Genomic DNA, 15,850 nt, shown 5'->3' on the forward strand with positions numbered 1-15,850 from the left:
AAATCCACCAAGCAAAAACTAAGCGGGGATAACAAAGCCGTAACAAGTGATAAATTCAACGATTTATCAATGGATAAAGGCACAAAGCAAAATCTAGGTGGCGATACAAAAGCAAAGACAAGTGGCAAGTATAATGAAGCACAGCTTGATGCACAAACAAAAGAGAATCTAAAAAACAAAACACAAGAAGAGCTTGACTATGACTACTACAAATACCAAAAAGTAGGCGACCCGGGATACAAAAAGCGCAAAGATTATGACTTAGATAAGTTCAACTCCACTTCGCAGCGATACATACAACAAGAGAGCAAAAAATCCAAAAAAGAAAAAGCCAAAGCCCAAAAAGAGGAGCAAAAAGAAGCCAAGAAAATCTCCAAAAAGTCCCAAAAAGAAGAAAAAAAAGCACAAAAAGCGAGCAAAACAGATAAAAAATCCAAAAAATTCTAAGAAAATAGCACAAAAGCAGCACAGACAGAGGCATATAATGGATTTTAGGGGTTCTCTTAAAAGTTTGCAGTGTGGTATCTATGAAGCCAAAAATGATTTACTAGATTCTTATCCACACTTTTTCCTAGTGGCGCATTTTAAAACTTTTGCGCACAAGACAAAACTATATGACACTAAAAACGACAAAATCTACACCCCATAGCTCCCAAAATAAGAAGTAAATGAGAAATAGCTTAAGCGGTAGAGAGGACTAAGAGGATAAGAGTATGTATGAATTTGGGCTTATTACGACATTTGCCAAATCAAACACCGCGATAGATATGGACTATCAAGAGTTCAAAACCGCGCTTATAGAAAAGTATCCAAAAGCTGATTACTGCGACATACTTGAGAAAATCACTATTGAGTATGAGAGCAAAAAGATTACTTTCTCAAAAGGCTCTAAAGGGAAGTTTAACTACGACCAAAAAATGTGCAAAAGCGGTGCTGCTAAAAAAGATAAAAACATAGGCGACACAAAAGCAAAAACTAGCAACAAATACAATGACTTGACTATGGATAAAGACACAAAGCAAAATCTAGGTGGCGACACAAAAGCAAAAGTAAATGATAAATACGGCGACTTCGCACTAGATAAAAGCTACAAGCAAAATGTGCGCGGGGATAATAACGCTAAAATGGCTAGCAAATATGATGATTTAGGCGTAGCTGACAAAACACATTTAGGTGGGGATAATCGCGCCAAAACTAGCGATAAATACAACGATTTGACTATGGATAAAGACACAAAGCAAAATCTAGGTGGCGACACAAAAGCAAAAGTAAATGATAAATACGGCGACTTCGCACTAGATAAAAGCTACAAGCAAAATGTGCGCGGGGATAATAACGCTAAAATGGCTAGCAAATATGATGATTTAGGCGTAGCTGACAAAACACATTTAGGTGGGGATAATCGCGCCAAAACTAGCGATAAATACAACGATTTGACTATGGATAAAGACACAAAGAAAAAGCTAAAAAATATAAAGGCAAAGACTTCAGGGAAATATACTGACTTAACCACTGCGGACAAAACTCATCTAGCAGGGGATAATCGCGCTAAAACTTCAGGGAAATACAACGACTTGACGATGGATAAAAAAACCAAAAAGAATCTAAAAAAAGCAAATGCCAAGACTGCGGATAAGTATAGTGATTTGACAATGGATAAAAACACAAAAAAAAGGCTAAGTGGCGATACAAAAGCAAAGACAAGTGGCAAGTATAATCAAGGGCAACTTGATGAAAAAACCAAAAAGAACCTAAAAGGCAAAGGCACTACTCTCGCTAGTGCACAAAAAGTCCAAAAAGACCAAAAACCAAGCAAAAAGCAAAAAAGTCAAAGCAAGCCACCCAAAAAGTCCAAAAAAGAAACCAAACCAAAAACACAAAAAACCAAAAACACCAAAACCAAAAAAACCAAAGCTAGCAAAAGCAAATCTAAGAAAAAGTAGCAAGAGAGCAATACATAAAGACACGAAAGGTAAATAATGGATTTTATAGATTCTAGCCCGCAAGATTTCCAAAGCCTAGATTTTTGCAAACAAGATTCGCACAAACAAGATTCTCGCCCAAAGGTGTATTTTAAAACCTTTGGTTGCAGGACAAACCTATATGACACTCAAGTGATGAGGCAAAATCTACACGACTTTGAAGCGACTTTGGAAGAGAGCGAGGCTAGCATTGTCGTTGTAAACTCCTGCACAGTAACAAATGGTGCGGATAGTGGCGTGCGAAGCTATGTCCGCAAAATCCAATCTCAAGGCAAAAAGATTCTCTTCGCTGGCTGTGGCGTAGGCACGCAGGGCAAAGCACTCTTTAGCCAAAATCTCGTAAGCGGGATTTTGGGGCATAGCCACAAAGAGAATATCAACAGCGCACTAAAACAGCTTAGCCAAGAAAAGGAAGTTTTTTATGCTGATGAGCTAGACAAAAAGCACCTAGATTCTACAATGATAGCGGAGTTTGTCGGCAAATCTCGCGCGTTTATCAAAATCCAAGAGGGCTGTGATTTTGCGTGTAGCTACTGCGTGATACCGCTTGTGCGCGGGGCGGCTAGGAGCTATGAGATAGATAGCGTGCGCTCCCAAGTGCAAGGGCTAATTGATTCTGGCATAAGCGAAGTGGTGCTTACAGGGACAAATGTAGGTAGCTATGGCAAAGACAAAGGCACAAATATTTCCACACTGCTAAAGGTGCTTTTTAAGCTAGATGGGCTAAAGCGCGTGCGTATCGGCTCTCTAGAGCCTAGCCAAATAGATGAGGAGTTTTTGGAGATTTTGAGCGAAGAGAAATTTTGTAGGCATTTACACATTGCCTTGCAGCACACCCACGATGAAATGCTAAGCATTATGAATCGTGTAAATCGCTTTGAGACAGATGCACGACTGCTAGAAAAAATCGCATCTTTAGGGTATGCTATCGGCACGGATTTTATAGTAGCTCACCCGGGCGAGAGTGAAGCGATATGGCAAGAAGCCCTAGCAAACGCCAAAAGCCTGCCACTTACGCATATACACCCATTTATCTACTCATTGCGTGATGGGACACACTCTGCCAATCTCATCAAACAAGCCAAATACCCGCTTATCCGTGGCGATGTCGCCAAATCCCGCCTACACGAACTACAATCCACCATAAAAGCCAAAAACCGCCACTTTAGAGAATCAAAAAAAGCAAAAAATGCTTCTCTAAAGATTCTCATAGAAAAACAGCTAGGAGGACATTATTATGGGCTTGATGAGTTTTTTAACAAAATCATTATACAATCCCACACACCACTAAAAAACTCATCACAATCACAATGGCTAGCAATCAGTGATTATGAGATAAAAGAGGAGCATAACTATGCCATTATCTAAACGATTTTATATCGCTGTGGTTGCGATATTTTTCGCGCTTATTTTTGTGCTGATTTTGAGCTTGCGTGATAATGCAGAGACGCTATCAGCAAACGCATTTGAGGGGGCTATGCAGCAAAATCAGTTTGAAAAGCTATGGGTAGAAGATGATTATCTCTATGGCAAAACAAATAGTGGGCTATACAAAACACTTCTTATGCAGATACAACCTCAAGTGCTTACAACTATTGCTTTGCAAAAAGGGCAAGGCAAGGTGCTTTCTTGGATTGTTTTGGGCGTGATTTTTGTGTTTGTATTTGTGGTTAGCTTTATTATTTTTGGGCGAAGTATGTTTGGTAGCTTGCTTGGAGGGACATTTGGTGGCTTTTTTGGGGAGATTGGTGGAAACCGCCACAACTATTATGACAAAAAAAATATGAAAACCCTAAAAGGAGGTGGTTTGAGTGATAGCGATTCTAGGCTTGCAAAACCTAGCGGTGCAAACAATGCAGGCAATAACAGATTTTCAAATAGCTTTAGCCCAAAAAGTTTTAGTGATTCTAGCTCTTCTGGGGATTTGATAGAGCCACTACACTCACATATCAAGTTTAGCGATGTGGCAGGGATTAGCGAAGCAAAAGAGGAGCTATTAGAGATTTTGGATTTTCTAAAACACCCTGCCAAATACAGCGCACTAGGCATAAGCCTCCCAAAAGGCGTGCTTCTCTCTGGCGCACCGGGGGTGGGCAAAACCCTCATCGCAAAAGCCCTAGCAGGAGAATCTGGCGTGCCGTTTTTTTATCAAAGCGGGGCGAGCTTTGTAGAAATGTATGTAGGCGTGGGCGCAAAGCGAGTGCGTGAGTTATTTAGCGCGGCAAAGGCTAGTGCGCCCTGCATAGTGTTTATTGATGAGATAGATGCCATTGGCAAAAAGCGCACAAGCGATTCTCACAACTCCGAGCGAGAATCCACCCTAAATCAGCTACTTGTAGAAATGGATGGATTCTCCGAAAGTAGCGGTGTCATCGTGCTTGGTGCGACAAACCACATTGAAGCACTTGATTCTGCCTTGCTTAGGAGCGGTAGATTTGATAGAAAGGTGTTTATTGAGTTGCCAAACTTTGCAGAGCGAACCGAAATCCTAAAAATGTATCTAAAATCCAAAAAATCCCACATAGACCCCGTCCAAATCGCAAAAAAGACTTCAAGTTTTAGTGGAGCTATGCTTGCTACCCTTGTCAATGAAGCTGCGCTAAACACCGCAAGGCGAGGCGGAACACAAATAGAGGAGCGCGACTTTGAAGCAGTTTATGGCAAGATAAGCAGTGGCAAAAGACGATTGCCATTTTTGGACGAAAAAGCGCAGAAAATATACGCACTCTATCAAGCAAGCAAGATAATTTTCGCGCTAAAAACTTCTCTGCCACTACAAAAAGCCACACTATTTGAGGTAAGCCTACTAGAGCTAAATACTCACACCATAGGCACAAATGAGCTACTACGCAGAATCTATTTTTCACTTATTGGTTCTGTGGCGTTGTGGGAGCATTGCGGAGAGGGATTTGGCGTGGGTGGAGAGGACTTTAAGAGGGCTTGTGAGTTGGTTGAGTTTGGTAGCAAAAACGGGCTTTTTGCTAGTCCATCTAAAAATCTAGGAGGACTTTTTGGGACAAAAGAAGCAAATGAGGATTTTGAGATTTTGGAGCAAAAAAGCATTTATAGAGGGGATATTTCTAGCGCAGAGTTTGTGGCAGAAGCAGTGCAAAAACTGCTAAAAAGCAAAAATCTAAGCGAGTTTTTGCAAAAAAATATGACAGAGATTTTGCTAGCGGGTGGAGCTTTGCTAGCGTATGAGAGGCTTGATTGGCACGGAGTAGAGTCTATAAGCACAAGCAGTGGAGTAAGTGGGGCGACAAATGAAGCACAAGACACCGCAAACCCCACCAAAGAGGGAAGTAGCACAAACGGAGCAGAATTTGTCATCTCTGCATTTGCCCCCACAGTGCTTACACCATTTAACGCACTTAGCAAGGACTATTTCAACGAATCAAAAGACACGCCACCACAAACACTCCCAACACAAAATGATGAAGCAAAAGAAGCAAATAATGAATCAAAAGAATTTAGCGATTCTAAAGCAACCCCACCAAACGAGCTAGAATCACAAAAAGAGCAAAATATCAACACACAAACTAGAGACACACAAGCCAAACTAGCAAAAGAATCTCGCCAAGAGCAAGAGCACTTCATCGTGCAAAACGCTGAAATTTTGGCAGATTTTATCGGCATAAAGTTCAAATAGCGCAAAAACCCACAAACTACAAAATCCACAAACTAAAAGGTAGCCCAAATGAGTGAAATCCACACCAAATCCGCACAAAATTACCAAACACACTACCAAACCCAAAATCTAAGTTTAAGGACACCACAATGATGATAGATAAGCGCATTATCACGCATTTTGATTTTTTGTTGCCATTTTTGTTGCTACCGCTGATTGTGATTTCTTATGTCCTTATTAGCGAGGTTAGCCCTAGTCAAAACATTCGCCAAACTATCTATGTGCTTTTTGGCATAGCAGCGTTTTGCTTTGTGTTTTTTCTACCATTTCGGCAAGCAAACAAAATGATAATCGTGTTTTATTGGGTTTGCATTTTGCTACTTATCCTTGTGCTTGTAGCAGGGACTAAGCAGCTAGGAGCGCAGAGGTGGCTTACTATCGGGGCATTTTCACTTCAGCCTAGCGAGCCTGTCAAAGTCGCTATTATCCTCCTGCTAGGGCTTCACATATCTACCAATCCCCCTCCACCAAACGGCTATGGGATTAAGCAGTTTTGTATTTTGAGCTTTTATATTTTGTTGCCATTTGTGTTGATTTTGCTTCAGCCAGATTTGGGAACGGCATTGGTGGTGCTATTTATGGGGTTTGGCACGCTGTTTTTGATAGGGGTAAATCCACGCATTTGGATAACACTCATAATGTCCGTGCTTGTGGCTTCGCCTTTTATCTATGGCTCGCTAAAAGACTACCAAAAAAAGAGAATCCACGACTTCATTAGCGAAAAGCCAAGCTACCACGTCCAGCAATCAATCATCACCATAGGTTCAGGTGGCATTCTAGGAAAGAAAAAAGAAGAATCCACCCAAACACAGCTAAAGTTCCTCCCCATAGCCACGAGTGATTTTATATTTGCCTACTTTGTGGAGCGGTGGGGATTTTTGGGGGCGATTTTTCTTCTCGGGCTTTATGGCGTGATGATTTTGCATATTTTATCCTTTTGCTTTATGGGAGAAAAGGACTATCGCTTGCGCACCACCGCTGCGGCAGTGGCTATGCTGCTGTTTTTTTATGTATCTGTAAATATCGGTATGACGATAGACTTTGCCCCTGTGGTTGGGATACCATTGCCACTTATGAGCTACGGAGGGAGTAGCTTTATTACCTTTATGGTGCTTTTTGGGATACTAGAAAATATGCTCGCATTTCGCTTTAGCTACACTAATAGCCAAAATCCCCTAAAAGTGCTCGTGCGCAAGAGAAAGTGGGGGGGGGGGGGCGATAAAAGATAGCTCGACATAAAATCCTAATGAAATCATAAAAAGTAAGCATAGCTATTTGATATAGAAGTGCTTGCTAGCTTGGATTTTATTTGGTTAGCCCTTTGATTAGCAAGTGAGATTTGAAGTGCTTATTAAAAGAGATTTTTGGTATTTTGTGGATTTTGTAGTAAATTTTTGGTAGAATCTTGCCTTGCACTTTCTTGCGTTATTTTACTCGCTTGCTTTTTTGCTTGCGTTTTGGTTTGAAAAGGACCTTTAGCTCAGCTGGTCAGAGCACTCGGCTCATAACCGATTGGTCGTAGGTTCAAGTCCTACAAGGTCCACCATTACTTCTTATACCTCTTTTAACTACTTTTTAGCCATTTATCAAAACCTCATTCATACCAAGCAAGCATTTAAAGCCTTTTAGCGAATCAATGATTTTTTCTTTTGGCAAGTTGCGCGTGATAAAGACAAGATTTGAGCCAGCTTGCGCGTCCTTTTTGATATGCGTAGGCGGGTGGATAATGTGCATCGCACCATTTATGCTTACCAAAAAATCCTCGCCAATATCGATAATCCCCTTTACGCGCAGGACTTTCGTGCCGTATTTGTGAAGCAACAAACTTAGCCAAATCCCAAATCCACTCCACTCAATCGCTCCACTAAAGCTAATGCTAAGCGTATCAAAGCCCTGTGCGTGGGGTTTGTGCGAATCGTTGCTAAAATATTTGCATAAATCTTGTGAATCTAGTGCTAGATTCGCGCGATTCGTAGCTTGATTCGCAGAGCGATTCGCGCTATTTTGTGTAAATAATCGCTCATAATTCGCCCCCAAAATCGCTTTATCAAAAATCTCCACACTTGGATTTAGCCCCAAAATCTCCGCTCTTAACGCACTCAAAGCCTCCTCATCGCTTTGCAAATCCGTCTTTGTCAGCAAAATACTATCGGCAAAGATGATTTGCTCCCGCGCCTCGTTATTTTCAAGGTGCAAAAATCCATTTAGTGCGTCAATACAGGCAATCACGCCCTGTGCCTCAAAATGCGCCCCCAAAAATGTATCGCTAAGAAGCGTCCATAAAATCGGCGCGGGATTTGCTAGCCCTGTGGTTTCGATGATTACGCGATTTAGCACTTCGCCACGCGAATCATAGCCATTTAGCACATTTCTTAGCGATTCCACCAAATCAACTCTACGATTGCAGCACACGCACCCCGCGTTTAGATATAGCATTTGCTCCTCGCTATAATCCACGCTCGAGCGCAAGACTCGCTGGTCTAGGGCGACTTGCCCGATTTCATTTATGATTACGGCTATGCCTTTGTCGTTGTTTGCGCCTAGATACTGCCCCAAAAAGCTAGTTTTGCCACTGCCTAGAAAGCCTGTGATAAGCGTGAGTGGAATCTTTGCCATTTAGTTTAAGTGCGTAGATTTGCGTTTCGCGCTAAAATTCGCGACAGATTCGCGATTCAAATTAGATTCTCCCAAAAATGCCAAAAGATTGCTATCTAGCGCGTCAATCTCTCTTTTTGCCAAATCCTTTGCCTTATCCCACAAATCGCCCAAATCATTGACAATCACACTTTGCCCCTTTTTATCGCACAGCACGAATTTACTGCCCTGCCAATCATCGATTTTCAGCCCATAAAAGCGCAAAATCTCATTTAGCAATTTTACGCGCTTTAGTCGCGCTCTCTTGCGCGAAAAAGCGTTTTCATTCACGCTAGATTTTTGCCCTGCTAGATTCATATCGCTCCCAAAGCTAATATCACTCCAATGGAACGAGCTAACCAACTCACCGCACAAAATACACATTTTATTTCCTTTTCAATTTGTGTCTTTGGTATGCAATTTCGCACTTGTAAGAATTTTTGGACTTCAACAGACTCTAAGTCTAGTTGAGAGCCCAAAAATTCTTACAAATACAAAAGCCACACCGCCATTACTTCGATTGCGATTCGTTTTGCGAATCGATTACAAATCAAACGCAAATCTATAATATTCCGTCATTGCGAGATTCTGCGCAAGCAGAATCGTGGCAATCCACCGTTAAAAAGAATGCAGAACCAAGAGTGGATTACCACGCAGATTTTGCGATTCGCAGAATCTATCACTTTTTATCATTGCGAGGACTTTGCCCGAAGCTATCCGCAAGTTCAAAAATAGACAAATTACTTTCGCGCTATTTCTTACGCGGACATCGCTTCAAAAAATCATCAGCGATTTGATTGAAAGTTACCCACTTCACGCCATCGTGTTTGTTGATATGCTCGATTATGCGCTCGTGCATTAGTAGCACTTGGGGACGCCCGCTCACATCAGGGTGAATCGTCATTCCAAACACCGCATAATCCATTTCCCTATAAACCCAATCAAATTGGTCAATCCACATTTGCCCTATATCGCGGGGGCTTACAAAGCCAAAGCTATTTGGCGACTTTTTGATAAACATCATCGGTGGCAAATCGTCTAAATACCAATTCGCAGGGATTTCCACCAAATCCGTTTCCTCCCCGCGCACCAAAGGCTTCATCCAATCTTTCGCCTCCCCACTATAATCAATCTTACTCCACTTATCGCCCACGCGCACATAGTATGGGGTAAAATCATTGTGCATAAGCGAGTGGTCATACTTTATGCCGTGCTTTAGCAAAAGCTCGTTTGTAATGTTTGAGAACTCCCACCACGGCGCGACATAGCCTGTGGGTGCTTTGCCCGTAAGCCCTTTGATTAGCTCAATGCTTTTTAGCAAGACATCTTCTTCTTGCTTCGCGCTCATTGCGATAGGATTTTCGTGCGAATAGCCGTGCGCACCGATTTCGTGCCCTGCATCGACTATCATTTTCATCTGCTCTGGGAATGTCTCAATCGAATGTCCCGGTGCAAACCAAGTCGCAGGCAAATTGTATCTTTGAAATAGCTTCAAAAGTCGTGGGATTCCCACTTCTCCTGCAAAAAGTCCTCGCGAAATATCATCGGGCGAATCTTCGCCACCATAGCTACCTAGCCACCCTGCCACCGCGTCAATATCCACGCCATAAGCTACTAAAATCTCTTTTGCCATTTGTTACTCCTTTAAGTCAATTTGCCAAAACTCCTTTTAGTGAGTTTGGTATCAAAGTCTTTTAGGTAGGGAATCGCTTTGCGTTGTGAGTAAATCTCATCTAAGTTAATTTGTGCGATTATGGCTTCATTTAGTTTTGTGGCTTTTTTGATGATAGTGCCTTGTGGTGAGATAATTCTTGAATCCCCTGCAAATTCTGCGTCTTTTTGCGTGGAGAGCGCAGAATCTAGCGCGTTAGATTCAACACCGCTATGATTACACGCTAACACAAAACACCCATTTTCCACTGCCCTCGCCCCACTTAGCAAATCCCAATTATACGCCCTTGCCGCTCCAAACGCACTAGGATAGATTAAAATCTCCGCACCTTGCAAAGCCAAAATATTTGCGCCCACACCAAAGCCTATTTCATAGCAAATCTGCAAACCCACTTTCGCGCTGAAATCGCCAAAGTTTAGCTTAAAAACTTCGTATTTTTTGCCCTTGCTAAAACGCGACTTTTCATCACCCCACAGATAGATTTTGCGGTGTTTGCCTACGCATTTCCCGCTTGGTGCGATGATATAGGCGGTGTCATATAATTTTTTGCCCGATTTTTCTATGCCACACGCCACGATATGCACGGAGTTTTCTTTTGCAAACGCACTTAGTGTTTTGAAAGTCGCGTGTTTTTGTGGCTTTGCAAAATCCATCGCGAAATCTTTGTCGTGCGGAGCAACACAATATCCACTATCAAATAACTCGTGAAATACCACTAGATTCACGCCTTTTTTAAGCGAATCTTTTGCTAGTTTTAGCGCAAGGGATAGATTTTCATCGCGCAAAAACGGCTTAGGACACATTTGGATAAGGGCGACATTTAGGATTCGCATTTTGATTCCTTACACTTTTGCTTTTATTGTAGTCATATATTTATTAACGCTACTGCTACAAAATCTATATTTTTTCTTAAAATACACAAAAAGTAACATTATGCTAATGCTTCTATGTCTATGCTATTTATCCTTAGAGAACTGATTTGATTACAAAGATTTATGCCTATATTTTTGAAATAATGCCTAAGTATGTAACAAAGTTTTTGTATCATAATCAGCATAATAGTAAGAATGTTGTGAGTTTTTGCAAAAAACCTTAAAGGAGAGAAAATGCCTCACAAAGAAAATTCAGCAAATCGTGTGTATTTTTTCGCTACTTGTATCGGGGCGGCGGCGTATTCTAGCACTTGCGTAAATGCTATCAAACTCCTCCAAAACGCAGGCGCACAAGTGGTTTTCAAAAAAGACCAAACTTGCTGCGGGCAGCCAAGCTTTAATTCTGGCTACTATGATGAGACGCGCAAAATCGCCTTGCACAATATGGAGCTTTTCGATGAAGAGATTCCTATTATCTTGCCTAGTGGCTCGTGCGCGGGAATGATGAGGGTGGATTATTTGGAGCTTTTTGAGGGGAGTGAGCACTATGAGAGGGCAAAGAGATTTTGCACTCGCATATATGAGCTAAGCGAGTATCTGCTTGCTCGTGGCGTGGCTTATGAGGACAAAGGGGCTAGCACAAATGTAACTTGGCATAGCAACTGCCACGCCCTGCGCACTGCTAAGTGCATAGAGCCAGCCAAAACCCTGCTAAGAGGACTAAAAAATGTCAATCTCATCGAGCTAGAGCGCGAGGAGGAGTGTTGCGGGTTTGGTGGGACATTTAGCGTAAAAGAGCCAGAGGTGAGCAACGCTATGGTTACGCGCAAAGTTGAAGACATACAAGCGCGAAATGTGGAGTATTTGCTATCAGCAGACGCAGGCTGTCTGCTAAATATCGCAGGGGCTATGGCAAAGCAAGGCGTGAGTGTGAAGCCTATGCACTTATATGATTTCCTAGCCCAGCGCATAGGAATCGCCTAAAAAGAGCGCAAAAATGCAAGTAAGAAAGGCGAAAAAGGCAATGCAAAAAGTAGCGGAAAAAGCGCGAGCAACAATCTAGATTCTAGAATCTAGAGACGTGCTTTTTACGCGTTTGATTTGCAAAGCACAAAAAGCACTAAAGCCAAGATAACAAACACAACAAGGGAGGCAAAAATGAGTAGCACCACAAATCTAAGCACCAAAGAGCTAAAAGGCAAATACCACAGCGCGATAGAAAAAGGACTAAGCAATAAGCAACTCCAAGAAAATCTATTGCGTGCGATGGATACTCTGCGGGGCAATCGCAAAAAACTCGTAACCACAAGGTTTATTGATTGGGAATCGCTTCGCGCTAAGGGCAAGGAGATTAAGCAAAAAAACTTACGCAAACTTGATAAAAATCTCTTAGAGTTTGAGAAAAACGCCACAAAAAATGGTATGAAAGTGCATTGGGCTCGGGACGCAAAAGAGGCAAATGAGCTTATTTATGGGATTATGAAAGACAAAGGTGCACTCAAAGTCCTCAAAGGTAAGTCAATGGCAAGCGAGGAAATCGGCTTTAATCACTTCGTAGAATCTAAGGGATTAGAGGCGTTTGAGACGGATTTGGGCGAAGTGATTTTACAGCTTCTTGGCGAGCCGCCTGTGCATATTGTCGTCCCCGCTATCCACAAAAACCGCTACGAAGTGGGTGAGCTATTTCACGCTAAGCTAAATGCCCCGCTAGAAAATGAAATCGAAAAGCTCAACGCCATAGCGCGAAACTATATGCGCAAGGAGTTTCAAACTTTCACTATGGGAATGAGTGGGGTGAATTTCGCCATAGCAAATGAGGGCGCGATATGGCTTATCGAAAACGAGGGCAATGGGCGAATGAGCACCACTGCGCCCGATGTGCATATCGCCATTTGTGGAATCGAAAAGGTGGTGGAGAGCTTTGAAGATGCTGCGATTTTGGACTCTATGCTCGCACCCTCTGCGGTGGGAAGCGTCATCACTTGTTATAACAACATAATCACTTCCCCGCGCAAAGAGGGCGAAAAAGACGGACCAAAAGAAGTGCATATCGTGCTGCTTGATAACAACCGCTCAAATATGCTAAAAGATAGCCACTACTACCGCTCGATGAGCTGTATCCGCTGTGGGAGCTGTCTAAATCACTGCCCCGTGTATGATAAAATCGGCGGGCACGCATACTTAAGCACATATCCCGGACCCATAGGTGAAGTGATTACCCCACAAATCTATGGGCTAAATTCTTGCTCGCCGATGCTTGATTTGTGCTCACTATGTGGGCGATGTAGCGAGGTGTGTCCTGTGGAGATTCCCCTAGCGGAGCTGATACGCGATTTGCGAAGTGAGCGCGTAGGGCAGGGCAGAAAGATAGTCAAAGCAAATGGCGAATATGGCGCAAGTGGCGTGGCTTCGAGTGGCGCAAGTGGTGCTTCAGGTGGTGCAGGTGTCGCAAGTGGTATTTCAAGCGGTGCGAATGCTCTAGATTCTGAACTGCATACGCAAAATCCTATCGAGCAAAGCGCGATGAGAGGATTTGCAAACCTCGCTACAAGCCCAGCTAAATGGCGATTTGTAATGAGTCTAACCCATCTAGCACCGCTTGCTAAGCCATTTGCTAGCTTTGTGCCATTGCTAAGTAAGTGGGTAAAATACCGCGCCTTTCCAAAAGTTAGCGGGGGGCTACACCAAAAGGTAAAACAAATGCAAGGAGTGATTTATGAGTAATGCAAATACGCAAGGGACTTTAAGCCCAAAAGAAGAGATTTTAGCACGAGTGAGGGAATCTATCGCGTGTAATTCTCATATCCCAAGTATCAAGGAGGGCGAGCCACGCTTTAGCCAGCCACTGCACCTAAGCGGAGAGGGCAAAGAAGCGTTGTTGCAAGATTTTACGCTCAATCACACCAACAACAAATCCCTTATCATAGAATCTTCTAAGGGCGATTTGCCACGCACTATCGCTAAAATCCTCGCCGAAAATGATAGCGAAATCAGCGCGAGTGCTAGCAATGGTGGTGCTTCAAGTGGTGCTAGCGCGGGCGAAAATCTCTTTGAGATTTTGTGTAATTGTGATTTGGACTGCGAGCTAGAAGCCGTGCAAAACGCGCTAAAGCAAGCAAACTTGCAATCCTACGCGCTTTTGCCCTACACCCAAAGTGTAGATTCTATGCGTGATAGGCTTTTTGGCATAAGTGCTAGTATCGTGCAAGCTCGCTGTGGTATCGCGGATTTGGGTGTGATAGCACTTAGCTCCAATGAAAACGCCCCGCGCCTAAGCTCGCTCATCACAAACATTTGCATTTACCTGCTTGATAAAAATCATATCGTCCCAAATATGCTAGAGGGTATTAAATTTGCCAAAGAGTATGAGAGGAAGCGCAGTGGGAGCGAGATTTTGCCAAGTAATATTATCCTTGTAGCAGGACCATCGCGCACCGCAGATATAGAGCTACAAACCGTCTTTGGCGTGCACGGACCAAGAAAGACTTACACGGTGTTGTATTAAGCACGCAAACTTATCGCTAGCTTTTTGCTTAGTTTTTTGGCTTTTTAATAAAGTGTCCGATGACGCTATCACATACAAGCTAGCTAGCGATATTATCTACCTAAACTCCCAATAAAAACTACTAAAAACTTATGCGGATTTTGTCTATGGATTTTTTAGTATTGCTACAGTTAGCCCATCTTCTTTGAAGTATTTTTTTGCCACAGAGGTTATGTCCTCCAAAGTCAGCTTAGAAAAACTTTCTTCATACTCAAGCAGTGGTTTTATGTTGCCTTTTACCAAATATCGTCCAAAGATTCCTGCTACCGAGCTAGCCTTATTTAGCCCAAAAACAAAGCTAGCACGCATATTTACTTTGACTTTGTCTAGCTCTTTTTGCGTGATTTTTCCTCTTTTTACTCTCTCTAGTATGGCTAAAATCTCTTTTTGCAGTTTCTTTGCTTCTACACCCGCATTACCCGCCGCCATAAACAAAAAAATCCCGCTATCTTTTAGCGACATAGCAGAAGCAGATACCTCGCTAGCTATGTTTTTTTTATCCACTAGCTCGGCATCAAGTAGGGCAGATTTACCCCCGCTTAGTATGTCAGCTAGCGCAGAGAGTGCTACTTGGTCTTTATCCTCAAAGTTTGGGATTTTATACCCCATAAGTAGCCACTCTATCTCGCTTTCTTTGCGGACTATGACTTCGCGGTAGCCATCTTGGGCGGGCTCTGTGATTTTAGGGCGAGATATTTTGATTTTGTTAGCGATTTTACCAAAGTGTTTTTTCGCACTCTCAAATACCACATTTGGCTCTATATCACCTGCTACCACGACTATGGCGTTATTTGGCTGATAATACTGCTGATAAAAATTGCGTATATCATCTATATCCCAGCTCAAAATATCGCCCATAAAGCCAATAGGTGTCCAATGATACGAATGGTGCAAAAACGCGGTATTGAAAAAACGGAAGTAGAGATAGCCCACAGGAGAGTTATCAGTCCGCCATCTACGCTCCTCTGCTACGACTTGTCGCTCGGGCTGAAACTCCTTTTCACTCAAACTTAGATTTTGCATAAGCTCGGCAAATAGCTCAAGCGACTTATCGACATTTGCCGCGCTTGATTTTATGTAGTATTGCGTGTAGTCAAAACTTGTCGCTGCGTTGTTTGTCCCACCAAAGCTCTTTACTATCTCATCAAACTGCCCAGCTTTCAGGTTTTTGGTGGATTTGAAGCTTAGGTGCTCTAGTATGTGTGCTATGCCACTTTTGCCCATCACTTCATCTCTAGAGCCCACTTTGTAAAACACATTTGTCTGTATCACGCCACTTTTGTTATCAAGCGGGATTACCACTATTTCTAGCCCATTTTCTAGTCGTATCTGCTTAAAATCAGGCAACGCACTTTGTTTTGGATTTGCACCTGCTATACTCATAAACACTCCTATCGTCAAAATAAAAACTAATGTCCTCACGGGAATTCTCCTTACAAAAAACCAAATCTCATAGAT

General features: G+C 42.6%; 14 protein-coding genes and 1 tRNA gene. 10 read left to right on the forward strand and 5 right to left on the reverse strand.

What is annotated here, in order from left to right:
* The 7 genes from HMPREF2086_RS11935 to HMPREF2086_RS07545 form a co-directional block, all read left to right on the forward strand.
* The coding region (locus HMPREF2086_RS11935) for a hypothetical protein (RefSeq protein ID WP_023928175.1) at positions 1 to 447 on the forward strand (447 nt) is incomplete at its 5' end.
* 37 nt (positions 448 to 484) lie between these two features.
* The gene (locus HMPREF2086_RS11645; RefSeq protein WP_023928176.1) at positions 485 to 649 is read left to right on the forward strand and encodes a hypothetical protein; all 165 of its coding nucleotides are present in this window, start codon (positions 485 to 487) and stop codon (positions 647 to 649) included.
* 64 nt (positions 650 to 713) lie between these two features.
* Positions 714 to 1,943: a hypothetical protein gene (locus HMPREF2086_RS07525; RefSeq protein WP_023928177.1), complete on the forward strand. Its 1,230-nt coding sequence runs from the start codon at positions 714 to 716 to the stop codon at positions 1,941 to 1,943.
* A gap of 36 nt (positions 1,944 to 1,979) precedes the next feature.
* Positions 1,980 to 3,350 carry a tRNA (N(6)-L-threonylcarbamoyladenosine(37)-C(2))-methylthiotransferase MtaB gene (mtaB, locus tag HMPREF2086_RS07530; RefSeq protein ID WP_023928178.1) on the forward strand — a complete coding sequence of 457 codons (1,371 nt, stop codon included), beginning with the start codon at positions 1,980 to 1,982 and terminating at the stop codon, positions 3,348 to 3,350.
* On the forward strand, positions 3,337 to 5,631 hold the full coding sequence (locus HMPREF2086_RS10930; protein ID WP_023928179.1) for an AAA family ATPase: 2,295 nt from the start codon (positions 3,337 to 3,339) through the stop codon (positions 5,629 to 5,631). Before mtaB ends, HMPREF2086_RS10930 begins: the two co-directional genes overlap by 14 nt.
* Before the next feature lie 128 nt (positions 5,632 to 5,759).
* Positions 5,760 to 6,899 (forward strand): FtsW/RodA/SpoVE family cell cycle protein, encoded by a 1,140-nt coding sequence (locus tag HMPREF2086_RS07540; RefSeq protein ID WP_023928180.1) that lies wholly within the window; start codon positions 5,760 to 5,762, stop codon positions 6,897 to 6,899.
* 240 nt (positions 6,900 to 7,139) lie between these two features.
* Positions 7,140 to 7,216 (forward strand) — tRNA-Ile (locus tag HMPREF2086_RS07545).
* Positions 7,217 to 7,245: 29 nt separating this feature from the next.
* On the opposite strand, the gene HMPREF2086_RS07550 is transcribed toward HMPREF2086_RS07545, so the two are convergent.
* From HMPREF2086_RS07550 to HMPREF2086_RS07565, 4 genes are all read right to left on the reverse strand, one after another.
* Entirely contained in the window at positions 7,246 to 8,286 is a 1,041-nt protein-coding gene (locus HMPREF2086_RS07550) for a CobW family GTP-binding protein (RefSeq protein ID WP_023928181.1), read from the reverse strand.
* Positions 8,287 to 8,688, reverse strand: a complete 402-nt coding sequence (locus HMPREF2086_RS07555) for a hypothetical protein (protein WP_023928182.1) — start codon at positions 8,686 to 8,688, stop codon at positions 8,287 to 8,289. It lies immediately after the preceding gene.
* Positions 8,689 to 9,055: 367 nt separating this feature from the next.
* The gene (locus HMPREF2086_RS07560; RefSeq protein ID WP_023928183.1) at positions 9,056 to 9,937 is read right to left on the reverse strand and encodes a polysaccharide deacetylase family protein; all 882 of its coding nucleotides are present in this window, start codon (positions 9,935 to 9,937) and stop codon (positions 9,056 to 9,058) included.
* Positions 9,938 to 9,948: 11 nt separating this feature from the next.
* Positions 9,949 to 10,809, reverse strand: coding sequence for a carbon-nitrogen hydrolase family protein (locus tag HMPREF2086_RS07565; protein WP_023928184.1), 861 nt, complete (start codon positions 10,807 to 10,809; stop codon positions 9,949 to 9,951).
* Positions 10,810 to 11,082: 273 nt separating this feature from the next.
* On the opposite strand from HMPREF2086_RS07565, the gene HMPREF2086_RS07570 reads away from it, so the two are divergent.
* The 3 genes from HMPREF2086_RS07570 to HMPREF2086_RS07580 all read left to right on the forward strand — a co-directional run bounded on the left by HMPREF2086_RS07570 (position 11,083) and on the right by HMPREF2086_RS07580 (position 14,353).
* Positions 11,083 to 11,832, forward strand: coding sequence for a (Fe-S)-binding protein (locus HMPREF2086_RS07570; RefSeq protein ID WP_023928185.1), 750 nt, complete (start codon positions 11,083 to 11,085; stop codon positions 11,830 to 11,832).
* A gap of 174 nt (positions 11,833 to 12,006) precedes the next feature.
* Positions 12,007 to 13,572 (forward strand): LutB/LldF family L-lactate oxidation iron-sulfur protein, encoded by a 1,566-nt coding sequence (locus tag HMPREF2086_RS07575; RefSeq protein ID WP_023928186.1) that lies wholly within the window; start codon positions 12,007 to 12,009, stop codon positions 13,570 to 13,572.
* Complete coding sequence (locus HMPREF2086_RS07580; protein WP_023928187.1) at positions 13,565 to 14,353, forward strand: LutC/YkgG family protein; 789 nt, start codon at positions 13,565 to 13,567, stop codon at positions 14,351 to 14,353. The genes HMPREF2086_RS07575 and HMPREF2086_RS07580 overlap by 8 nt, the downstream gene beginning before the upstream one ends.
* A 144-nt stretch (positions 14,354 to 14,497) precedes the next feature.
* Here HMPREF2086_RS07580 and HMPREF2086_RS07585 read toward each other — a convergent pair whose 3' ends face one another.
* Entirely contained in the window at positions 14,498 to 15,775 is a 1,278-nt protein-coding gene (locus HMPREF2086_RS07585) for a M16 family metallopeptidase (protein WP_023928188.1), read from the reverse strand.
* Between the last annotated feature and the right edge of the window lie 75 nt (positions 15,776 to 15,850).

The organism is Helicobacter macacae MIT 99-5501 (assembly GCF_000507845.1).
GTDB lineage: Bacteria > Campylobacterota > Campylobacteria > Campylobacterales > Helicobacteraceae > Helicobacter_B > Helicobacter_B macacae.